This is a genomic window from Sorangium sp. So ce1036 (assembly GCF_051369805.1).
In the GTDB taxonomy this organism is placed as follows: Bacteria; Myxococcota_A; Polyangia; order Polyangiales; family Polyangiaceae; genus Sorangium; species Sorangium cellulosum_F.
Genome location: NZ_JBBMOX010000001.1, coordinates 2895477 through 2915854 on the forward strand (window position 1 = coordinate 2895477; position 20378 = coordinate 2915854).

27 protein-coding genes are annotated in these 20378 nt (G+C 70.5%); 15 read left to right on the plus strand and 12 right to left on the minus strand.

What is annotated here, in order from left to right; translation table 11 throughout:
• Window positions 1–9 precede the first annotated feature (9 nt).
• The gene (locus WMF31_RS11120; protein WP_436601907.1) at window positions 10–705 is read right to left on the minus strand and encodes a hypothetical protein; all 696 of its coding nucleotides are present in this window, start codon (window positions 703–705) and stop codon (window positions 10–12) included.
• A gap of 335 nt (window positions 706–1040) precedes the next feature.
• On the opposite strand from WMF31_RS11120, the gene WMF31_RS11125 reads away from it, so the two are divergent.
• The gene (locus WMF31_RS11125; RefSeq protein ID WP_436601908.1) at window positions 1041–1946 is read left to right on the plus strand and encodes a DMT family transporter; all 906 of its coding nucleotides are present in this window, start codon (window positions 1041–1043) and stop codon (window positions 1944–1946) included.
• A gap of 114 nt (window positions 1947–2060) precedes the next feature.
• On the opposite strand, the gene WMF31_RS11130 is transcribed toward WMF31_RS11125, so the two are convergent.
• The gene (locus tag WMF31_RS11130) at window positions 2061–2435 is read right to left on the minus strand and encodes a hypothetical protein (protein ID WP_436601909.1); all 375 of its coding nucleotides are present in this window, start codon (window positions 2433–2435) and stop codon (window positions 2061–2063) included.
• Between the two features lie 374 nt (window positions 2436–2809).
• Between WMF31_RS11130 and WMF31_RS11135 the strand changes: the two genes are divergently transcribed.
• Complete coding sequence (locus WMF31_RS11135; protein ID WP_436606539.1) at window positions 2810–3085, plus strand: peptidase inhibitor family I36 protein; 276 nt, start codon at window positions 2810–2812, stop codon at window positions 3083–3085.
• Here the strand turns inward: WMF31_RS11135 and WMF31_RS11140 are convergent.
• Window positions 3028–3402, minus strand: a complete 375-nt coding sequence (locus WMF31_RS11140) for a hypothetical protein (protein ID WP_436606645.1) — start codon at window positions 3400–3402, stop codon at window positions 3028–3030. The genes WMF31_RS11135 and WMF31_RS11140 overlap by 58 nt on opposite strands.
• Here WMF31_RS11140 and WMF31_RS11145 point away from each other — a divergent pair.
• The 4 genes from WMF31_RS11145 (at window position 3389) to WMF31_RS11160 (ending at window position 7613) form a co-directional block, all read left to right on the plus strand.
• Complete coding sequence (locus WMF31_RS11145) at window positions 3389–3676, plus strand: hypothetical protein (protein WP_436601910.1); 288 nt, start codon at window positions 3389–3391, stop codon at window positions 3674–3676. The genes WMF31_RS11140 and WMF31_RS11145 overlap by 14 nt on opposite strands.
• A 458-nt stretch (window positions 3677–4134) precedes the next feature.
• On the plus strand, window positions 4135–5367 hold the full coding sequence (locus WMF31_RS11150; RefSeq protein ID WP_436601911.1) for a hypothetical protein: 1233 nt from the start codon (window positions 4135–4137) through the stop codon (window positions 5365–5367).
• An 808-nt stretch (window positions 5368–6175) separates the two neighbouring features.
• Window positions 6176–6403 carry a hypothetical protein gene (locus tag WMF31_RS11155; RefSeq protein ID WP_436601912.1) on the plus strand — a complete coding sequence of 76 codons (228 nt, stop codon included), beginning with the start codon at window positions 6176–6178 and terminating at the stop codon, window positions 6401–6403.
• Between the two features lie 79 nt (window positions 6404–6482).
• Window positions 6483–7613: a substrate-binding domain-containing protein gene (locus tag WMF31_RS11160; RefSeq protein WP_436601913.1), complete on the plus strand. Its 1131-nt coding sequence runs from the start codon at window positions 6483–6485 to the stop codon at window positions 7611–7613.
• A 303-nt stretch (window positions 7614–7916) separates the two neighbouring features.
• Here WMF31_RS11160 and WMF31_RS11165 read toward each other — a convergent pair whose 3' ends face one another.
• From WMF31_RS11165 to WMF31_RS11195, 7 genes are all read right to left on the minus strand, one after another.
• Window positions 7917–8042, minus strand: a complete 126-nt coding sequence (locus WMF31_RS11165; protein WP_436601914.1) for a hypothetical protein — start codon at window positions 8040–8042, stop codon at window positions 7917–7919.
• 140 nt (window positions 8043–8182) lie between these two features.
• Complete coding sequence (locus WMF31_RS11170) at window positions 8183–8671, minus strand: sensor histidine kinase (RefSeq protein WP_436601915.1); 489 nt, start codon at window positions 8669–8671, stop codon at window positions 8183–8185.
• Window positions 8668–8799 (minus strand): histidine kinase dimerization/phospho-acceptor domain-containing protein, encoded by a 132-nt coding sequence (locus WMF31_RS11175; protein WP_436601916.1) that lies wholly within the window; start codon window positions 8797–8799, stop codon window positions 8668–8670. Before WMF31_RS11175 ends, WMF31_RS11170 begins: the two co-directional genes overlap by 4 nt.
• Complete coding sequence (locus WMF31_RS11180; protein WP_436601917.1) at window positions 8796–9236, minus strand: response regulator; 441 nt, start codon at window positions 9234–9236, stop codon at window positions 8796–8798. The genes WMF31_RS11175 and WMF31_RS11180 overlap by 4 nt, the downstream gene beginning before the upstream one ends.
• 194 nt (window positions 9237–9430) lie before the next feature.
• Window positions 9431–9931 (minus strand): hypothetical protein, encoded by a 501-nt coding sequence (locus WMF31_RS11185; protein WP_436601918.1) that lies wholly within the window; start codon window positions 9929–9931, stop codon window positions 9431–9433.
• Between the two features lie 224 nt (window positions 9932–10155).
• Window positions 10156–10473: a hypothetical protein gene (locus tag WMF31_RS11190; RefSeq protein ID WP_436601919.1), complete on the minus strand. Its 318-nt coding sequence runs from the start codon at window positions 10471–10473 to the stop codon at window positions 10156–10158.
• A gap of 1042 nt (window positions 10474–11515) precedes the next feature.
• The gene (locus WMF31_RS11195) at window positions 11516–11695 is read right to left on the minus strand and encodes a hypothetical protein (RefSeq protein ID WP_436601920.1); all 180 of its coding nucleotides are present in this window, start codon (window positions 11693–11695) and stop codon (window positions 11516–11518) included.
• Between WMF31_RS11195 and WMF31_RS11200 the strand changes: the two genes are divergently transcribed.
• The 9 genes from WMF31_RS11200 to WMF31_RS11240 all read left to right on the plus strand — a co-directional run bounded on the left by WMF31_RS11200 (window position 11685) and on the right by WMF31_RS11240 (window position 17651).
• A complete protein-coding gene (locus WMF31_RS11200; protein ID WP_436601921.1) occupies window positions 11685–12845 on the plus strand; it encodes a glycoside hydrolase family 11 protein in 1161 nt (386 codons plus the stop codon). The two genes, WMF31_RS11195 and WMF31_RS11200, sit on opposite strands and share 11 nt — an antisense overlap.
• 10 nt (window positions 12846–12855) lie before the next feature.
• Complete coding sequence (locus tag WMF31_RS11205; RefSeq protein ID WP_436601922.1) at window positions 12856–13053, plus strand: hypothetical protein; 198 nt, start codon at window positions 12856–12858, stop codon at window positions 13051–13053.
• 666 nt (window positions 13054–13719) lie between these two features.
• Window positions 13720–14076 carry an ArsR/SmtB family transcription factor gene (locus WMF31_RS11210; RefSeq protein ID WP_436601923.1) on the plus strand — a complete coding sequence of 119 codons (357 nt, stop codon included), beginning with the start codon at window positions 13720–13722 and terminating at the stop codon, window positions 14074–14076.
• A complete protein-coding gene (locus WMF31_RS11215; protein ID WP_436601924.1) occupies window positions 14063–14587 on the plus strand; it encodes an SRPBCC family protein in 525 nt (174 codons plus the stop codon). Before WMF31_RS11210 ends, WMF31_RS11215 begins: the two co-directional genes overlap by 14 nt.
• Window positions 14588–14933: 346 nt before the next feature.
• Window positions 14934–15209: a hypothetical protein gene (locus WMF31_RS11220; RefSeq protein ID WP_436601925.1), complete on the plus strand. Its 276-nt coding sequence runs from the start codon at window positions 14934–14936 to the stop codon at window positions 15207–15209.
• A gap of 132 nt (window positions 15210–15341) precedes the next feature.
• Entirely contained in the window at window positions 15342–15491 is a 150-nt protein-coding gene (locus WMF31_RS11225) for a hypothetical protein (RefSeq protein ID WP_436601926.1), read from the plus strand.
• A complete protein-coding gene (locus tag WMF31_RS11230) occupies window positions 15488–16177 on the plus strand; it encodes a RibD family protein (RefSeq protein ID WP_436601927.1) in 690 nt (229 codons plus the stop codon). Before WMF31_RS11225 ends, WMF31_RS11230 begins: the two co-directional genes overlap by 4 nt.
• Window positions 16161–17243 carry a zinc-binding dehydrogenase gene (locus WMF31_RS11235; RefSeq protein ID WP_436601928.1) on the plus strand — a complete coding sequence of 361 codons (1083 nt, stop codon included), beginning with the start codon at window positions 16161–16163 and terminating at the stop codon, window positions 17241–17243. The genes WMF31_RS11230 and WMF31_RS11235 overlap by 17 nt, the downstream gene beginning before the upstream one ends.
• Window positions 17244–17252: 9 nt before the next feature.
• The gene (locus WMF31_RS11240; RefSeq protein WP_436601929.1) at window positions 17253–17651 is read left to right on the plus strand and encodes a 6-pyruvoyl trahydropterin synthase family protein; all 399 of its coding nucleotides are present in this window, start codon (window positions 17253–17255) and stop codon (window positions 17649–17651) included.
• A 131-nt stretch (window positions 17652–17782) separates the two neighbouring features.
• On the opposite strand, the gene WMF31_RS11245 is transcribed toward WMF31_RS11240, so the two are convergent.
• Together WMF31_RS11245 and WMF31_RS11250 are read right to left on the minus strand one after the other, a co-directional pair.
• A complete protein-coding gene (locus tag WMF31_RS11245) occupies window positions 17783–19270 on the minus strand; it encodes a hypothetical protein (RefSeq protein ID WP_436601930.1) in 1488 nt (495 codons plus the stop codon).
• A gap of 412 nt (window positions 19271–19682) precedes the next feature.
• On the minus strand, window positions 19683–20312 hold the full coding sequence (locus WMF31_RS11250) for an RICIN domain-containing protein (protein ID WP_436601931.1): 630 nt from the start codon (window positions 20310–20312) through the stop codon (window positions 19683–19685).
• Window positions 20313–20378: the final 66 nt, after the last annotated feature.

Here is a 20378-nt window from a genome sequence, read left to right on the forward strand (position 1 = left end):
CTGGCAACGCTACTCTCGCCCTCTCTCTGGCGGTGCCGCGCTTCGGAACGCCCTCATGTGGAACCGGCGCTGTTCCTCAAGATAGATGTTCTCCTGTCCGATCGGGCATGCGCGGCGTGACTGGCATCCTCGGGTCATGCACTCTGCGGCAGGGTCGGTGTCGAGGTGGCCTATGCAGGCTTTGACATCGTAGCCGGTGGCGGAGAACGCGGACACCGGACAGGCGCGGAGACACGGCTTGTCGACGCAGGACGCGCAGGGGCTCGGCAGGTCCTCGCGCGGCGGGAGCGACAGCCTCTCTGCGAAGACGAGCGCGGCGCGGTAGCCGTGCCAGAGGCCGAACCGCGGGTGGATGAGGATTCCGAGCGGCGAGGGAGACACCGCCTCGGCCCGCTGCGCCCAGCGCTGGAACGGCCAGTAGGGTGGGCCGGTGAAGGGGAAGAGGGCCGTCGCGCCGAGCTCCGCCGCGAGCGCGGAGACCACCGTGCGGGTCCAGTCGTCGAGCGCGAGATCGGGGGCGCCCTCGCGGGCGCGCGAGAACGCGCGCCACATGGATGGCCCCGCGTTGCCGAGCAGGACGAGCGTCCCCGCGGGGAGCGCCCCGGCCGCGGGGACGCCGTCCCCCTCGCCGGGGTGGAACCCGCCGCGCAGCGGGATGCCCGCGCGCTCGCAGCGCGCCGTGAGCTCAGGCCAGCCGATCGGCATCGCCGCCCGCTTAGAGCGCGCGGCCCCGCGCCGCAAGCGGGAGGTGGGCCGCGCAAGGGCTCCCGTCGCCGGAAGAGAGCCCTCCGTCGCCCGGACGAGAGCTTCCGCCGCCCGGACGAGAGTTTCCGTCGCCCAGACGAACGCTTCCGTCGCGCGCCAGAAGCTTCCGGCGCGCTCGGGAAGCTTCCCGAGCGCGCCGGAAGGTCCCGCGGACGCGCGCCGGAGGCCGTGATGGGTGTGCTGGGTTACTCCGGAGCGGTCGTGTCCGCCTCGCCAGTTGGAGCGGCGGGCCCGGCCGGCGCGGTCCTGGGGACAACGTACTAGTCTGCGCGCCGATGGACTCCGCCTCCGGCCGCGACCGGCGCATCGCCCACGTCCTGCTGTTCCTCACGCCCGCCATGTTCGCCACCAACATGGTGCTGGCGCGCGCCACCGCCGACTTCATCCCGCCGGTGGCGCTGGCCGAGCTGCGCTGGGCCGGCGTCGTGCTGCTGCTGCTGCCCTTCTGCGGCGCCGAGCTGCGCCAGCGCCGCGCCGCGCTGGCCCGCGAGTGGCGCGGCCTGCTCGTCCTCGGCCTGCTCGGAATGGGCATCTGCGGCGCCGGCGTCTATCTCGCCGCGGCCAGCACCACGGCGACCAACATCGGTCTGCTCTATTCCTTCTCGCCGATCGGCATCATCCTGCTCTCGCGCGCCATGTTCGGCGAGCGCCTGAGCCCGCGCCAGGCGCTCGGCGCGGCGCTGGCGCTCTCCGGCGTGCTGGTCATCGTGCTGCGCGGCGATCCGGCGACGCTGCTCCGCCTGAGCTTCAGCGCCGGCGACCTGCTGATCCTGGTCGCCGCCATGTCGTGGGCGCTCTACGCCGTGCTGCTGAAGCGCTGGCCCAGCGGCCTCGGCGTCAACGCCCGGCTGACCGCCATCGCCGCGGCCGGCGTGATCGTGATGCTGCCCTTCCTCGCCTGGGAGCTGGTCGAGCAGGGCCCGCCGGTCTTCGACGCCCGCACGGTGGCGGCCGTCCTCACCCTGGTCGTCGTGCCGGGCGCCGGCGCCTATGCCACCTACAGCTACGTCACCAAACACCTGGGCCCGAGCCGCGCCGGGCTGATGCTCTATCTCTCGCCCATCTACACCGCCGTGATGGCCTGGCTGTTCCTCCGCGAGGCCTTCGCGGCGTACCACTGGATCGGCGCGGCCCTGGTCCTTTCGGGGCTGTATCTCGCCACCCGGCGACAACGACCTTGACGCTCACCGGCACCCTCTCTTTTCACAGGTCCAGTCCGGTGAAAGGGGCCCGCGCGCGCGTCCGCTCCCGCCGCGCGCGCGTTCCGGCAACCTGCTCCTGCGAGGTGAGATTGGCTATCCCGACTGATTCTCCCGCGCCGCCCCCGGCGCCCGCGTCGCCCCCGGCGCCCTGCCGGGAGCTCTGGTTCGTCCGGCCCGGCGTCGTCGAGGTGCGCCGACGTGCGCTGTCCAGGAGCGGCGCCGCGAGCGGCGCCAGCAGGTCATCGAGCACTCGCGCATTTCCACCCAGATGCGCCCGCTGGCATCGTTCCACAGCGCGGCCAGATCGCGGTTCGGCTGATGGGCATCGGACATCGGAGTCTCCTTCGGCCTGCGGAGTGTCCGCGCTTCCGCCACATCGTCCGGCTCGCCCAGCGGATCGCGCAGGCGGGGCAGGATCGGGAAGATGCCTCCGTCGATCTCGGGATCGCCGGAGGCACCCTTCTGCACCACGCGAGCGGCGACCAGATCCCAGGAGCGGAGGGAACGCGAGCCGGCTCGCGCGCGGACGCGCACCTCGCCGCCGTGGAGCAGGTCGCGCAGGGTGAGGCTCGCCAGGCCGCTCGTGAGCGACCCACGATCCCGCCGCTTTGAGCGGCCCCTGCTCCGAAGGCCCCCGGCTTCCCCGGGGGGATCCGTACCCGATTTGGCAACTGCCCGACATCCGAACTACTCGTGCAAGATCGACCGCGCGTGACAGCTGCGCTCACAGCAGTATGGCATGCCTGATGCCAGGCAGACGCCAGGAGGAACTCATGAACACGCATCGCCGCTCCGCGACAAGCCTCTCGTTTGCATGCCTGCTCTCCGTCGGGATCATGGGAATGTCATCTCCCGCATTTGCGCGAACATGCGCGACCATCTATGAACACAGAGATTTCAAGGGTGAGCGGAGGGGAGTGTCCACCGGTCGCGATGCATTTGTCGGAAATCTGTGGAACGATGTCATTTCATCGGTGAGGGTTAAGCCTGGCTGTGTTCTGAATGTATGGAAGCATGCAAATTATCGCGGACCACAGGCTTCATTTTCTGGCGACGTGCCCTATGTCGGAAGTTCCTGGAACGACGAGATAAGCTCGTACACCTGCTCATGTAGGTAGTTCGCCACGCGGCCCGGGGTGTTCCAGCACCCGCGGGCTGCCTCGCGGCCTTGATACCTCCACCGTTCTACCCGACCATCACCTACCACGGTGTCTTCGCTGCCCGCTCGACGTGGCGCCCCCTCGGTGACGCCGAAGCCGCCCGCAGGCGGCACGCGGCTCGCGAAGAACAAGGCTTGTGACGACGCAAAGGCGGACGAGAAAGCACCGGCGCGCGAGCGCACCACGGCGCCAAAGCCGACGGAGAACGAAGCACCGGCGCCGCCCGCCGCGTCGCTGCTTTCGCCAACGCCCCACGTCGTGATGCCCACGAGCATCACCGTCGCGCATCGGGGGCGCTTGCTCGACGGCGAGCTCCTCGCCGGATCGCGCCGCATCGACTGGCATCTTCTTCTCCGCCGGACCTTCGGCGCCGACTCCCTCCGGTGTCCCAGGTGCGAGGGGCGCTCGAAGCTCCTCGCGACCGTGACCGACCGCGGAGCCGTCACCAAGAACTTGGCCCACCTCGGGCTTCCTGCGGCGCCACCCCCGCGCGCTGCTGCGCGTGACCCAACCGACGAGCAGATGACCTTCGACGTCGACGCCGCGTAGCCGCCGGCCACGGCGAGCCACGACGCCCTCCGCCACGCGGGCGCGGGCGCCGCGGTGCACCCGCGCCTCGGCGTCGTGGTGGCCAATGGGGTTCTGCGCCATCGCCGACGCGCTCTGCGCCGCCGAGGAGGGGCGCCGGGCACGGGCGCGACCCGCAGCAACGCCCTGGCGCTCCCTACCCGCCGGGACGGCGCAGTTCGAGTGAGGGGCACAGCGCAACGCTGGTCACCGGCCGCCGCCTGAGGCAGCCTGGACGCATGAAGAGTCAGGCTGGGCTTGGCGGTGCGCCGCGCGGAGGGCGACGCACGAGCCTCCTTGGGCGCCGAAGCCGCTGGGCGATCGCCTGGACGCTCGGGCTCGCCGGCGCGGCGTGCAACAGCGGCCACACCTCGACCACACCGTCTCCCCCCGGCGGCGGTGACGGTGGCACCGCAGACCCGGCCGGCGCCGGTGGGAGCGTGGGTCGGGGAGCGGCCCAGGGGGGCGGCGCCCAGGAAACCCCGGCCGGCGCGGCCGGGACCGCGACCGGTGGCGTCGACACCGCGTCCGGTGGGCAGGGCGGCGCCACGGGGTGTCCCGTGGTCCTCCCGGCGCCCATCATGGTGGATCCCGATGGCGACGTCGCGCGCCTCCGCGTCGTGGACGACCCACCGGGCTCGGAGATCGGCACCTTCGACCCCTCGCTCGTCAGCGCGACGGATGGCTCCCTGGCGATGAGCTACACCAGCGTCGATCTCGCACGACGGAAGCTCCACACGCGGATCGCCGTGTCCACGGACAGCGGCGCGAGCTTCGTCTTCGCGGCCATCGCCAACTTGCCCGACGAGGGACTGCTCGTGGAAGCCCCCGGCGACGCGGACTGTCCGGGTGGGACCTGCGCCGACGCGACGCTCGTGCACGAGGTCTCTGGCCTGGTCGAAGATCCCGCGGATCCGGAGCCCTCCAGGCGATGGAAGCTCTTCACGCACAGCTACATCGTGCTCGCGCCAGATCCCGAAGACCCGAACACGCCGCGGCTCCGCTACCAGTACGGTCAGCTGCGAATGGGCACCGCAGCGACCGCCGCCGGGCCGTGGTCGGCGCCGGCGCCGCTCATCGGGTGGCCATCGGCCTGGCCCTCGTCGCTGCAAGCGCCCCAGGTGACGACCGCGCTCGGCAGGCTCGAGGATTGTGTCGCGCTCACGGAGCCGTCAGGGGCGTTCGACCCGGAAACGGGCGCACTCGAGCTCGCGGTCGGTTGCGTAGCTCCGGCTGGATCGCAGCACGGGATCCGCATCGAGCTCCTGCGCTCGCTCGACCACGGTGCCTCCTGGTCCCACGCTGGCACGCTGCTCGAGGCCGCGGACGCACCCTGCGTCGGAGGCGAGGAACTCCAACTGAACGCGGCGCATCTGTTCGCGAGCGGCGGCAAGCGGTATCTCATCGCGTCACCGGCGGGACCGGTCTCGTTGCCGGGGGACGTCACCGGATCGGGCTACCGCGGGTGCCTGGTGTTCCCTCGAGCGGGCGACGGTGTCGAGCGGGACGCCCTGGGGGCGCCCCTCGTCGTCGCGCGGATCGACGCGGGTGAGGGCGTGTTCGCGGGTGCTTGCTCGCACCACCCCGCGGGCGGCTACTTCCTCTCGGCGGTCACGTTCGCATCGCCCCCCGACCTCTTCCGCATGTTCGGCCCGATCGGCGCTGCGCCGTAGCCTCGGCCAGCGTAGCGCTCGTTCCAGGAGAGACGCGAGCACGACCTCGGGGGGCAGCGCTTCACCTCGAGAGAGGGGACGGGCGCTTGCCAAAACTGCGTCTCGCCGCGCGCGCTCACCGGAACGCGGGCGCTGGAGCGGGCGACGCTCCGGATCTCGCTGCTCGCCGGGCCACCCAGAAACTCGACCGCGTTCGCCCCGGCTCGGAGCTGACGTTCCTCTACGGGACGGCCCTCCGCGTCGCCGCGAACGCGCGGCGCTCGATCCGGCGACGCGGCTTCACGCAGCCCCTGCCGGAGACACAGCCCGACCAGAGCGCTGGGCCCGACGCTCAGGTCGATGGCCCACCTCGGGCTTGCTACGGCGCCACCCCCGCGCGCTGCTGCGCGTGACCCAACCGACGAGCAGATGACGTTCGACTTCGACGCCGCGGTGCACCCGCGCCTCGGCGTCGTGGTGGCCACCGGGGTTTGCGCCATCGCCGACGCGCTCTGCGGCGCCGAGGACGGGCGCCGGGCACGGGCGCGACCGGCAGCAACGCCCTGGCGCTCCCTGCCTGCACCGCGATCCACGGACAGACGCCTCGGTCTCCGAGGAGCGGTATCGTGAGACGTGTTCTGCGTTGCATCCCATCATGAGTCGCCCGTTTCAGGAATCGCGATGTGTGCTCGTGCGCCCTTGACAGGTCAGTCCTCGATGTGATGGCGTGTCTCGAAGGTCGAGTATGTACCTCGGGATGCCTGCCGCGCCGCATCGCCCCCGTCGAGCCGGCGTGTGCGCCGCTCCTCACGGCCGACGCACGGACTGTTTGGAGACCGGGCTGCTCGTGGGGCTCGCGTCCCTGCTCTCGGCCAATTGCTCGCCGACGGGGCCCGATCACCCCGAGGACGCGGTCGTCATCGGGGGGCTCCTGCCCTCCTCCGGCGGCGACTTCGATCCTTACGGCGCGAACGAGCATCACTTCATACAACAGTGGAGGATCGACGGCGGCGCCTTCGTCGATTTCGCCCGCGCCGCCGTCCGCTGTCCCGCCTGACGGCGATCGGGAGAGAGGCGCGATTCTCACGCAGCATCGCCGTGCACGACCGCACGGCTCACGGAAGAGGAGGGGTCTCATGAGGACGATTGGACGATGCTGGATGGCGGCCTTAGGGCTCGCGCTGATGACGGCGGCATGCGGATCGGACGGCACCGCCGACGCGGGCGAGGACGCAGCGCCCATCAAACGGACGCCGACTCCGCGAAACGAGTTCATCCCGATGGATCTCGAGGCGACAATCGACAACCTCGTCGCCGAGATCAACAGGAGCTCCATCGAACCGATGCAGATGACGGTGATCCTGAAGACCCTCTCCGAGTTCTTCGCGCCGATCGCCACGGGGGCGAACCGAGCCATGGGCGAGATCGGGGCCACGGGCAACGTGGTCGGGTCCTTCGCTGACACGGACGATCAGCAGAAGAAGGAGGAGCTCCAGAGCCAACAGATTGAAAATACGGTCATGGAGGGCTCCGAAGGGATCGGCATCTCGCCCTTCGGCGCACGCAACGCGGCCGCCATCGATGAGGCCGTCGCCAAGGGGGTCCATGTGGTGACGCTCGACACTGACCTGCCGGCCTCGAAGCGTTCGATCTACGTCGGAACCATCAACGAATCCGCCGGAACCACGGCGGGGGAGACCCTGCTCGAGTTTCTTCCCCAGGGGCCGGGTACGGTGATCATCCACGGCCACCTCGACCCGTCGTGGGACGACGGGCTGAAGCGGACGCAGGGCGCCCAGCGCGTGCTCGAGGAGGCCGGTTACACGCCTCTGGTGCGTCAGGTCACCTGGCTGTACGAGCGCGCGGACGAGGACATCGAATGGATGAGGGCCCAGATCGAGGCCGCGGAGCCGCCCGTCGTCGGGTTGATCGGGATGTTCAACGTCTCGTACTGGTGCGCGACGGCCGTCGAGCGCGCGAACAGGCCGGACCTCCCGGTCGTCGCCTTCGACTTCAGCCCGAACACCGTCGACTACATGCGCAAGGGGCTCATCAAGGCCACGCACGTCCAGCGGCAGTACTACCAAGGGTACCTCGTGCCCTACGTCCTCTATGGCCTCAAGACCATCGGCCTCGATGTGACCAAGGCGATCCTCGCTCCGCAGATGGTGGACGACAGCCGGTTCGACCTCGGCCTCGACGTGGTCCCGGGGCACAAGGTCGACGACTACATCACCTTCCTCGACCTGATCGGCACGAATCAGTAGCGGCGCGCGGATAGGACACCGGGGTGCCCTCCGGCGAGGCGGCCAGGAACGTGTCGAGCGCGCAGCGGGAAGGCGCCTGGATCGGGGCGACGCTGCCCGGGGTGATCTGCAGGACCGACGCGGTTCACCGGCCGCGCAGACCGCCAGCGAAAGAGCTGACGCAGGCGCGCACGTGGGGAGGCGACGCACCTCTCGGCGGTTCGGGGGGCGCGGGGACGGGTGGCGCTGGAGGGGCCGCGATGGGTGGCACCGAAGGCGGCAGCGCGCAGTGCACACGCGGTGAGCCGGATGCTTCCGGGCTCCTCAGTTGCAGCGCTCGGAGATCCACGCCTTGACGTACGCGATCTCCTCCTCGTACGTCGTGAAGTCGTCGCGCCCGCTCCAGCCCTCGCGCGCGAGGCCCGTCGAGCACGCCACGGGGAACGTCACCGTCTCCCCCTCGGGCAGCCAGTGCGGACCGCCGCGCGCGGCTCAGGCCGAGGCGCCTCGATGGCCGTTCGCGAGCAGCGCGCGGATCGCCTTGAACTGAAAGCCCCTCGCCAGCGCACAGAGCCGCTCCAGCCACGGTCTCAGCCGCTCGTCCCGATGCGGCCGCCCATCCGCTCGACGAGCTGCCGGGTGATGGTTCGCCCCAGGCCCGTCCCTTCGGTGCGCGCGACCCCGCCGCCGACCTGCTCGAACGGCTCGAAGATGCGCTGCTGGTGCCCGGGCGGGATGCCCGGGCCGCTGTCCTCGACGCGAAAGCGCACGGTGCGCTCGGGCCCGCCGCCCTCCAGGACGTGGACGCGGAGGCCGACGCGGCCGCGCTCGGTGAACTTGATCGCGTTGCCCAGCAGGGTGAGCAGCACCTGGATGAGGCGCCTGTCGTCGGCGTGAACATGAGAGAGCGCCGGCCCCGTGATCTCGGACGAGAACGCGAGCCCCTTGGATTCGGCCCGCACGCGGCAGAGATCCGTCACGATGCCGAAGAGCGCTTCGAACTGGACGTCCCTCGGGGTCAAGTCGATCCTGCCCGCCTCGATCTTGGCCAGATCCAGGACATCGTTGATCAGGGTCAAGAGGTGCTCGCCCGAGCGACGGATGGTCTGGCCCCCGTCCCTGTCCGCCCCGAGAGCGAGCTCGAATGCTCGAGGATCTGGGCGTATCCGAGGATTCCGTTGAGCGGCGTGCGCAGCTCGTGGCTCATGTGGGCCAGGAAGGTGCTCTTCGCCTGGTTGGCGGCGTCCGCTGCCTCCTTGGCGGCGCGCAGCTCCTGGGTGCGCCGCTCGACCTCCAGCTCGAGGCGCGCGTTGGCGGCCTGGAGCGCCTCCGTCTTGCGCTGCACCTGAGGCTGGCGGTCAGGTTGTTCAGCAGGCCCGAGAAGGCCTGGGCGAGCGCGGCATAGGGGACGGAGCGCCCGAGCCGATGGCGCTTGCAGGTCTCGAAGCCGTCGAGGTTCGGCATGAGCGCGTCGAGCAGGATGAGATCCGGCTCCTCGCGGCCGACCACCTCGAGCACCTCCTCGCCGTCGCCCGCCATCGCGAGATTCAGCCCCTCGTCGGAGAGCGCGCCGCAGAGCACCTCGATGTTGAGCGGATTGTCGTCCGCGATGAGCACGAGGGCGGGGGACTGGGGCGGTCGCATGGCGGTCTCTGGAGTACGCCAGTAGGACTTCAACCGTCCCGAACGTCAAGCTTTCGCTGTGTAAGTGCGTGAGCCCACAGGAGGCCGCGTGCCATCGCGCGCTTCATCGTGGGTAGTCGTGTCGCATACGGCCGGCGCCGTTGTGGGCGAGAGGACAAGCGGCGATCCGGCGGCGTCCCGCGCGGCGGCCGCTGTCAGGGGGCGATCCGATCGACGGTGACGTTCACCCCGTCGGTGACCGTGCAGTACCCGCCGTGGCGCCCGCAGCTGTCGATATCGAACGTGGTCGTCCCGTAGGGCTCGCCGCTCTCTGGCCCGTCGGCCTGCGCGTCCTCGCCGGCGGAGAGCCAAGCGAGCAGGCGCCAGCGCTTGTGATCCGTCGTGCCGACGACGTCGCCGATCTCGTACGGATGAGGGAAGCTCAGCCCGTCCAGGGGCTCCGAGAGCGCGTGCCATCGATCGTCGGCGGCGAGATCGGGTCGGGTGAACTGCGGGCTCTCGTCGTCGAACGGCAGCTCCGAGGCCGGGATGGCGCGGACCTGGAGGGTCTTGAGCTCGCTCGTGCTCACGCCCTCGCCGAGCGAGACGACGCCCCTGGCGCCAGGGCCTTCGGGGTCGCCGAAGGGGACGCACCCGGCGGACACGCCGCCGAGGGTGATCAGCGAGAGCACGAGAACGGATCTGCGATACGTCATGACGGATCTCCTCAGGTGAGCCTCGCGCGGCCGCGTCGTGGGCTGTCGCGCGGAGGGCGGCCAGCGGGGCGCGGGGCGCCTCCGTCCTTGAATGGAGCGGGGCTCGCCGTCCCTTCGCGCGATCGTCGCCGGAGGCGCCCCGGCGGGGGGCGCAGCACGATTGCCACGCTCGCGCCGCCGGGCGCGCCCGCGCCGCCCGGCGCCGAGCGCCCCCGCGCCCCCGCTCATCCGATACCGATCTTCTCCTCCGGCAGCCTGTAGAGCTGCGACCGCGCCCGGTTCGCGAGCGCCATCGCGATCGTCAGCGGCCCGATGCGGCCGATGAACATCGCCAGCGTGAGCACGAGCTTCCCCGGCGCGCTCAGCGACGACGTGACGTTCGCCGAGAGGCCGGTCGTGCCGAGCGCGCTGACCGTCTCCATGGCGAGGCCCATCGGGTTGTGCGTCTCCAGGGTGAGCATCACGAGCAGGAACCCCGACACGAGCAAGTGGGAGGGGCGCGTGAAGATCCTCGCGACCGTGACCGACCGCGGAGCCGTCACCAAGATCTTGGCCCACCTCGGGCTTGCTACGGCGCCACCCCCGCGCGCTGCTGCGCGTGACCCAACCGACGAGCAGATGACGTTCGACGTCGACGCCGCGTAGCCGCCGGCCACGGCGAGCCACGACGCCCTCCGCTCCGAGGGCGCGGACGCCGCGGTGCACCCGCGCCTCGGCGTCGTGGTGGCCAAAGGGGTTCTGCGCCATCGCCAACGCGCTCTGCGCCGCCGAGCGGTGCCACGGCCCACCGCGGCGCGACCTCTGCCGCTCACGTCCCAGCGCCGGAACGCGCCTCTCTGCGCGATCCGCTCATAGGATTCTCGTCCGGCCTGTCTCAAGCCTGGTGGCGTTTTCCGCTCCCTCTGTGCCAACCTCGGGTGAGACAAGCTACCGCTGGAAATCTGTGGTGAAAGGGCGGAGAATGGACCTGGCCCGTGCCGAAGCCTCCCCATCTCCGATCCGTCGATCCTACCCCCGCCCCAGCGGCGCAGGGCACTGCTTCCCGCCCGAGCGGCGTTGCCGTCGAGACCGCACCGAATCCGAGCGAGCGGCGGAAGTTCTCGGCGGCGGATTCTCGGCGGCGGAGAAGCTGCGCATCGTTCGCGAGGCGGCCGCGTGGTCCCAGCGCGGGGACCGCGTGCACCCAGCGCGGGGACATCGAGCCGCTGCTGCGCCGCGAGGGCAACTGCCGCGAGGGCATCTACGGCTCCCTCCTGACGGCCTGGCGCAAGCGGCTCGCCCTCCACGGCAGCGAGGCTCTCGCGGGGCGCAAGCCCGGTCGCAAGCCGGAGCAGGACGCGAAGGACCGGCGCATCGTCGCGCTCGAGAAGCGCTCGGCGCGGCTCGAAGATGAGCCGCGAAACATCATATGACAACAATCGTCAGCGAGCAATCTTGGAGAAGATTCATGACAAATTCGAATCAGAAGCAATTCTCTCGTTGGCTCATAGCGACGTTCGCGTCAGTCGCGCTAGCAGGCTGCGACGGTGGCACCAATACCGCAGAGCCATCGAGCAGCTCATCGTCTTCTAGCAGCTCTTCATCCTACAGCTCCGGCTCTGGCACGTCGTCGAGCAGCTCTGGCACGTCGTCGAGCAGCTCTGGCACGTCGTCGAGCAGCTCTGGCACGTCGTCGAGCAGCTCTGGCACGTCGTCGAGCAGCTCTGGCACGTCGTCGAGCGGCTCCGGTTCTTCCGTTGGCGATCTCGCATTGGTGGTCGCCATCAACTCCGGCAGCAATTCGAGCGCAACAATTGACGGCGTAGAGTACCAGGCGGACAAATATGCCAGCGGTGGTACGACCAATAGCACGCAAGACCCCGTCGTTGGTGGGCAGCTCTATCAAACAGAGCGGTACGGCTCATTCAGCTACGAAGTCCCGGTTACCGCCAATGGCAACTTCACCGTGAAGTTGCATTTCGCGGAAATCGCTCACAATAGCGCTGGGTCGCGCAGCTTTAGCGTTGCGATTGAAGGAAACACAGTTATCAGCAATCTGGATCTCTATGCCGAGGTCGGTCATGGCACGGGCTACATGGAGACCTTTGCGGATATTGCGGTAAATGACGGCGGCGTCACCATTGAGCTGATTGAGGGCATAGAGAACCCCACCATCGCAGGATTTGCTATTTTCTCCAACGATGGAGAATTGGACACAACGGCTACACCCGCCCCCGATCTCTCCAAGTACTCGGCCTACACTCAGAAATACACTGAGAAAACCGTGATCACTTCAAATCACGCAACGGGCCATGTCGGTGATCTTTTCTTCACGCACTGGAAAGATGGCGGCTCGACATCTTTGACCGTGGACCCGAACGGCGAATTCAGCGTGGCCTGGCAGGGCGGTGGATATAACTATGTCGGTGGTCCAGGATGGCATTACGGGGATGAGAACAGGGTGATCGGCTACCGATTCAACAGCGACAGTGGCGCGAGCTATCTCACTTTGTACGGCTGGGGGTACGACAAGAATATGCCCACTTCAAACCCGGCACACCTGGTGGAGTATTACATTCTGCAGCGATGGAGTTATGACCCCAGCCAGGGGGCTACCTATGGCAAGTCCTTCATGAGCAATGGGGTCGAGTATTCCACTTACCGCTCGACACGGCAGCAGCAGCCCTCTATCAATGGTCGCTCCACTTTCTACCAATACTGGAGCAAGCCTGCTCGGCAGCAGGCCCTCGGACAGGACCACAAAATCATATTCGCCGATCACGTGAAGGCATGGGCTGACACCGGGTGGACTCTTCCGAATATGAACAATCTGGATGCGAGTGACGATCCCACCTATCAGGTCATGGCCGTCGAGGTGTTCAACCCCGGTAGCAATGGAACTGCATCTGGTCGCGTTTGGGACGAGACGCCCTGAACGAAAGGAAATGGGCTCGTCGTCGGAAATCGGGCCGAATGATCCCGGCGAGCTGAGCCCCTTCGATCTGCGTGCCCTCGTCGCCGCCAAGCCCGACGTGCGGACGGCCGTGGGGCGCATCTTCGCGGAGGAGATCGCGCGCGCCACCAAGCACCATCACCTACCACGGTGTCTTCGCTGCCCGCTCGCCGTGGCGCCCCCCTCGTGACGCCGAAGCCGCCCGCAGGCGGCACGCGGCTCGCGAAGAACAAGGCGTGTGACGACGCAAAGGCGGACGAGAAAGCATCGACTGGCATCTTCTTCTCCACCGGACCTTCGGCGCCGACTCCCTCCAGTGTCCCAGGTGCGAGGGGCGCTTGAAGATCCTCGAGACCGTGACCGACCGCGGAGCCGGCACCAAGTCTTGGCCCACCTCGGGCTTCCTACGGCGCCACCTCCGCGCGCTGCTGCGCGTGACCCAACCGACGAGCAGATGACGTTCGACGTCGACGCCGCGTAGCCGCCGGCCACGGCGAGCCACGACGCCCTCCGCTCCGAGGGCGCGGCCGCCGCGGTGCACCCGCGCCTCGGCGTCGTGGTGGCCACCGGGGTTCTGCGCCATCGCCGACGCGCTCTGCGCCGCCGAGGACGGGCGCCGGGCACGGACGCGACCGGCAGCAACGCCCTGGCGCTTCCTACCCGCAACCGCCTGCTGGCCCCGTACCCCCGCGGCGGGGGGCGCGTTGGCCCGGCGAGGCGGGGTGGCGACGCCGAGCTGCATTCCGCTGTTACTGCAAATGGTCGCAAATTTCTGAATCAAAGTCGGCCCGCGACGCAGCACGCGCTCGATACTCCTCTTGCACGACGCCGACTCGCGCGTCATATACTGAACCACATGGTTCAGTATTCGAGTGCCCGCCTCGATGCTTCCTTCGCCGCGCTTTCCGACGCGACCCGGCGCGGCGTTCTGGAGCAGCTCGGACGAGCCGACGCTTCGATCACGGACCTCGCCGAGAAGTTTCACATGACCCTCACGGGCATGAAGAAGCACGTCGGCGTCCTCGAGCGGGCCGGGCTCGTCACCACCGAGAAGGTCGGCCGCGTGCGTACCTGCAAGCTCGGCCCGCGCCGGCTCGACGAAGAGACGGCGTGGATCGAGAGGTACCGCCAGCTCTGGGCCGCGCGCTTCGACGAGCTGGACAAGGTCATCGAGGAACTGAAACGAAAGGAGAACGTCGATGGACGCAAGTAAAGAGAGTGAGCCCAAATTGACGAGTAATCGCACGACGGTGGAGCCGAGGTCCGATCGCGAGATCGTCGTCACACGGACCTTCGATGCCCCGGCGCGCATCGTGTTCCAGGCGTGGACCACGCCGGAGCTGTTCAGGCGGTGGTGGATACCGAAGTCGATGCCCGTGCCTCTACTTTCCTACGAAGCGGATATTCGCGCCGGCGGCAGCTACCGCCTGGTCTTTGGTCACGATGCCGCGCAGCCGATGGCGTTCTTCGGCACGTACCTCGAAGTGACACCGCACTCGCGCATCGTGTGGACGAACGACGAAGCGGGCGACGATGGCGCCGTCACGACCGTGACCCTCGAGGAAAAAGGCGGCAAGACGCTGCAGGTGCTGCACGAGCTCTATCGATCGAAGCAGGCGCGCGACGCCGCCCTGGCCTCGGGCGCGTACAGCGGGATGGGCGAGACGTTCGAGCAGCTCGATGAGCTCCTCGTCACGCTTGGTACGACGGCGCGATCGTCCTGAAGCCATCGCGCGGGAGGGGCGCCGGGGAGCGCGACGAGCGCGGTCCTCCTTCTCGGCGCTGCGCATTCACGCGGGCGGCGCGAGGCGCACGAGGGCCGCCGCCTCGGCACGCGCGCGAAGAGGGCGCGGAGCTCGGGCGGGATTCTCTGCAAATGCACGCGTCGTCACCGCGTTCGTTCGAGTGGATCCTCTTGCGGCCATGCGCAACCGACCCGCGCTTCCAGATGGACGGGCGGTCGGGCGTTTGCGAGAACGTCGACCGACTCGCCAGGGCGGCTTCCGAGAAGGCTTGCCTCCTCCGGACCCCCTGCACGCAGACGCCAATGGAACGCGCCGCCCGCTCGGCGTGCTCGATCTGAGCACGCACGTGCGCGACGACGGCACGACGGACAACGAGCACGACCGCTGGGGAGAGCAGGTGGAGCGAGTCGCGGCGCTGGGCGCTGCTCCGCACGACGTGGTGCACGTCATGGACCGCGAAGGCGACGACTACGGCCTGTTCGCGCAACTGCTGAGCGCAGGGCATCGGTTCGTGATTCGGCTCGCGCACAATCGCCTCGTGGAGGCTGACGCCCTCGGAGAGGAGGCCAAGCTCGAGCAGGCGCTCGCGCACGTTCAGTGAGAGGGGCCCGCGGGCGAACCGAGGTCCCTGCTCGATCCGGTGCCGAGCGGCGGCCTCAGCGAGCGCCGTGCGCGCCCCGTGTGGGGACGTGCGGTCCTCCACGGATCGGGCGTTCTGGTCTAGAGTGGCGCCGTGATCCGGAGGCTCCGCTGCCGGCTCGGGACGACGACGCAGTCCCCCTCGGCCCGCGACGCGCGCGCGCTCGTACCCGCCGCGCGCGCGTTCGATCCCGCAGGGCGCGCGCTCGCCCGCGCCGGGGGCACGCCCGCGAGCGCGCCATGAGCCTTCCGCGCCCGCGGGTCACGCTCCACTTCGCCCAGACGCTCGACGGCCGCATCGCCACGCCGGGCGAGCGCGTGGTGCTCAGCACGCCCGCGGGGATCCAGCACGCCCACCGGGCGCGCGCGGAGCACGACGCGGTGCTCGTCGGGCGCCGCACCATCGTCGTCGACGACCCGCTGCTCACGGTGCGCGCCTGCGAGGGGCCCCAGCCGATGCGCGTGGTGCTGGCGAGCGCCCTCGACCTGCCCGACGGCGCGCGCCTCCTCGCGCCGGCGAGCCGGGGGCTGCCGGGCGGCGGGCGCGTGCTCGTCCTCGGCGCCCGGGGGCGCGCGCCGGACGGGGCGCGGGCGCGGCTCGAGGCGCGCGGCGTCGAGGTCGTCGTCGTGCCCGCCTCCGAGCTCGGCCGCGTCTCGCTGCCGCACGCGCTCGCCGAGCTCCACGCGCGCGGCGTGCGGCGGCTGCTCGTCGAGGGGGGCGGCACCGTGCTCACCTCGTTCCTGCGCGCGCGGCTCGCCGACCGCGCCGAGGTCGAGATCGCGCCGCGCCTCTTCGGCGACTCCGCCATCGCCGCGATCGGCGCGCTGGGCGAGGCGCCGCACGCGGCGGCGATCGACCTGCGCGAGCCGGCCGTCGAGCTGCTCGGCGGTAATCTGCTCCTGCGAGGCGAGATTGGCTATCCCGACTGACCCGCCCGCGCCGCCTTCGGCGCCCGCATCACCCCCGGCGCCCGCGTCGCCCCTGGCGCCCCTGGCGCCCTGCCGGGAGCTCTGGTTCGTTCGTCCGGGCCTCGTCGAGGTGCGCCTGGGCGCCCCGCCGCGGGAGCCCGGGGCCGGCGAGATCGTGGCGCGGGCGCTCGCGTCGGGGATCAGCCAGGGCACGGAGCTCCTGCTCTATCGCGGCGAGGGGCCAACGCCGTTCGATCCGTCGCTCGATGCGCCGGGCGCGCCGACCTACCCTCGCCGCTACGGCTACGCGTGGGTGGGCGAGGTCGTCGCCCGCGGCGAGGGCGCGGCGTTCGCGCCCGGCGACCGCGTCTTCGCGCTCGCCCCGCACGGCGACGTGCACGTCCTCGGTCCGGACGCCGCGCGCGGCCTCCCGCGCTCCATCCCCGCCGAGCGCGCGGTGCTCGCGGCGAACCTGGAGACGGCCGTCACGTGCGTGTGGGACGCGGGCGTGGGGCTCGGGGACGTCGTGGTGGTGCTCGGCGGAGGGGTGGTGGGGCTGCTCGTCGTGGCGCTCGCGCGGCGCGCGGGGGCGGCCGAGGTGCGGCTCGTCGAGCCGAGCGAGAGGCGGCGCCAGGCCGGCCTCGCGCTCGGCGCCGCCGCGGCGGCGCGGCCGGAGGACGACCGGCCGCGCGGCGACGCGGACGTCGTGATCGCCGCGACGGGCGATCCCGCCGAGCTCGACCGCGCGATCGCGCACGCGGGGCGCGAGGCGACCGTGACGGTCGCGTCGTTCTACGGCGCGCGGACGAGCCCGGTCGCGCTCGGCGCGGAGTTCCACCGGCGGCGGCTGCGCCTGCGCGCGAGCCAGGTGTCGACCCTCCCGCCGGAGCGCGCGCCCCGCTGGGACCCCGCGCGGCGCTTCGCGCTCGTCCGCGCGCTCCTCGAGGACGCCGCGCTCGACGCCCTCCTGGACCCGCCCGTCCCGCTCGACGCCGCGCCGCGGCTGTACGCCGCGCTCGCCGCCGAGCCCGGGGCGCGGCTCCTTTCGGTCTTCCAGTACGGATCACGACACACCGCGAACACCTAGAGGTCTGCCATGTTCCTGCTCGGCGTCAGCGATCACATCATGATCGCGCACAGCTTCTCCGACCCGTTCTTCGGCCCCGCGACCCGGATGCACGGCGCGACGTACTCCGTCGACGTCGAGATCCGCGCGACGGCGCTCGGCCCGCACCACGTCGTCATGGACATCGGCGCGCTGCGCGCGGCGCTGCGCCGGGCGCTCGACACGCTCGATTACCGGAACCTCGACGAGCACCCGGCGTTCCCCGGGCGCACCTCGACGACCGAGCGGGTGGCCGAGCACGTGGCCGCGCTCCTCGCCGACGATCTCGCGAAGCTCCCCGCGGGCGAGGCGCCGCCCCCGGGCGCCACCCTGCGGGTGCTCGTCCGCGAGTCGCCGTCGGCCTACGCCGGCTTCGAGCGCTCGTTGTAGCCCCTGATCCTCTGATTCCGCGCCGAGCGCGCAGGCCCCGGAGAGGGGGGCCTGCGCGGCGTGGGAGGCGGCGATAGCCCGCTCTCGGCCAGAGGCACGCGCGCGGCGCGCCGCTCACGCGCAGGACACGCTCACCCTTCCGGGCAGGCGGGCAGCGGGTCGTAGCACGGCTGGCCCTCGATCCAGGGGCGCGTCTGCGCGCAGCCGGTCACGCTCTCGAACGTGTTTCCGGTGACGAAATCGGGCTCCGACGTGCCGACCCACCCCCGCGTGACGCCGTGGCCGGCGATGTGGCGGAACGTGGACCGCTGGATGAACGCGCGGCTCGGCTCCTGGCTGAAGATGACGGCGCCCTCGAACTCCTCGATGTCGTTGCACGTGAGCAGGGAGCAGCTGCAGTCGTAGCCCGCGTACTCGATGATGACGTTCTCCAGGACGTTCTCGTCGCGCGGGATGCCGCCGAACCACAGCCCGCCCCAGTCGCCGGGCGCCGGGTCCTCCGCGGCCGAGGTGAAGACGATCGGCTTCTCCGGCGTGCCCACGGCGCGGAGGGCGCCGCTCGCCGCGAACTCGCCGGTGAACCGCTCGATCCGCATCCAGGTGCCGGGCTCGAAGCGGAGGGTGACGCCGGGCTCGATGGTGAGCGTCGTCAGGGGGGCCTCCTCGCCCCCGCCGCCGATGTTGAAGCGGGCGTCCTGCCAGTCCCCGAAGTGGTAGGGCACGCCGCGGTCGCGCAGGGTCGCGTCCTGCTGCAGGCCGGAGGCCTGGTTGGCGCCCTCGTCCTGGATCAGGATCTCGTCCTTCCGGTTGCCGGTGTACACGCCGGTCGGGATCGAGCCGAGCGCCTGCTCGCCGAGCTCCAGCGGATACGGGTGCTCCTCGCTGCCGCTCTCGGTGATGGTGAGGTCCGTCGAGCCCTCGGCGAACGCCGACGCCCACAGCAGGAGGACCCCGGCGCCGAGCGACCCGCGCACCGTCACGTGATCGACGAGGAGGGCCGGCGCCGCGGGCGTCACGGACGCGCCGTAGGCGGAGAGCGTCGCGTTCGCGTGGAAGCGATCCCCGCCGCCGCCCTCCAGGGTCACGTGCCGGAGGGTCGCCTTGCCCGGCCAGGCGACGTGCACGTCGTTCCAGCGCGCGCCGTCGCTGCCGCGGAACACGATCGGCCGCGTCTCCGTGCCCTCGGCCCGGAGCTCGGCGCCCTCGCCGGTCACGGCGATCCCCGTGTCCTCCTCGAGCAGCACCTCGGCGCAGGGCTCGATCGTGAGCGTCACGCCGTCGAGGAGCCGGACAGGGAAGCTCACGATGTGCGGGCTCCCCGCGGCGGTCCAGGTCTCGCTTTCGCTCAGGTCTCCCTCGTGGATCGTCGGCTCGCCGGACGGCGCCCCACACCGCGGCTCGGCCGAGCCGCCCGCGCCGCCGCCCCCGCCCGCGCCGCCGCCACCGCCCGCGCCGCCGCCCCCGCCCGCGCCGCCGCCATCGCCGGCGCCGCCGCCACCGTCCGCGCCGCCGCCACCGCCCCCGCCCGCGCCGCCGCCGCCGCCCGCGCCGCCGCCCCCGCCCGCGCCGCCGCCACCCGGAGGCGCATTGCCGGGGTCGCACGCGGCGAGGAACATCACACCTATCGCAGTGAGCGGAGCTACAATGTTGCGTAGAGCCATATCCTGTATCCCTCGTGACCTTGTGTGAGTCGGCGCGCGCACGCGCAAAGGCGCTGAGACTAGCGGATTCACCGCCCGGTCGCAGAGACTTTGCGGGGAAAAGCAGGGAGGGAGGCCGACAACACCGGGGTCGCGAGACCGGCCAGGCAGCCTGTGCCGAGGCGGTCCGATTCAGGATCTCACCGCGCCGTACCATGGAGTACCTGCGCGTCCTGCGAAGCGCCGGAGCGCCGCGGTGCGCTCGTCGCGCCCGCGCCGGATCGGTGCCCCGGAAAGACGCAGGCGCGACGCACAGGCGCCGCGCCCGCTGCTGGATGCCACCCGCGCGCCGGGCGCCGCGCGCCGGCTCGTCAGGGCGGCGGCGCCGCCGTCACCGCGGGATCACGAACCACTGGGCCGCACGGATGTTGGCGCACGCCTGCAGCTCTGCCTCGACCCCCTCGGTGGTGGAGCCACCCGGAACGGTCATGCACTGCCCGGGCCACGGGTCGCGCGCGTGCGTGGGCTGCAGCGCGTAAGAGCCAATCCGGGCCATCGTGTGGAAGAGCTGGCTGTCGCCGAAGGCGGCGTCGAACCGGCAATCGGCCTGAACCAGCGGCGTGCCAGACGTCGCGCCCGAATCGAGGGCGTCGATGCACTTGCCGGTCACCGCATTCTCGATGAGGACGAGGGCCCCGTCCTTGTGGAAGATCCAGTCGGGCGCGGACGTCGCGCTGGGGGTGCAGCTGACGACCTTGACCGCCCCGCCCGGGCCCTCCGTGGGATCGACGCCCAGGCAGGCGCCAGCCGTCGACTTGAGCTGACCTGCCAGCTCCTCGAGCGCGGCCTGGTCGCTGTCGATCTCCAGCTCATCGGCCTCTACCGCGTCACCGACGCAGCCGGCAAGAACGGAGCACGCAGCGAGCACGACCATGGACATGGAAAGATTCGTTGTCTTTACCTCGTTGGGATTGATTGCCAGGCATTTGCTCGACGGAGTCAATGTCTGTTCCTGTTTCATGTGTCATGGCAGTAGGAGTTGCCAGTGAATAAGTGTTAAGTGGTCTCCGTGGACGCCGCTTCTCTC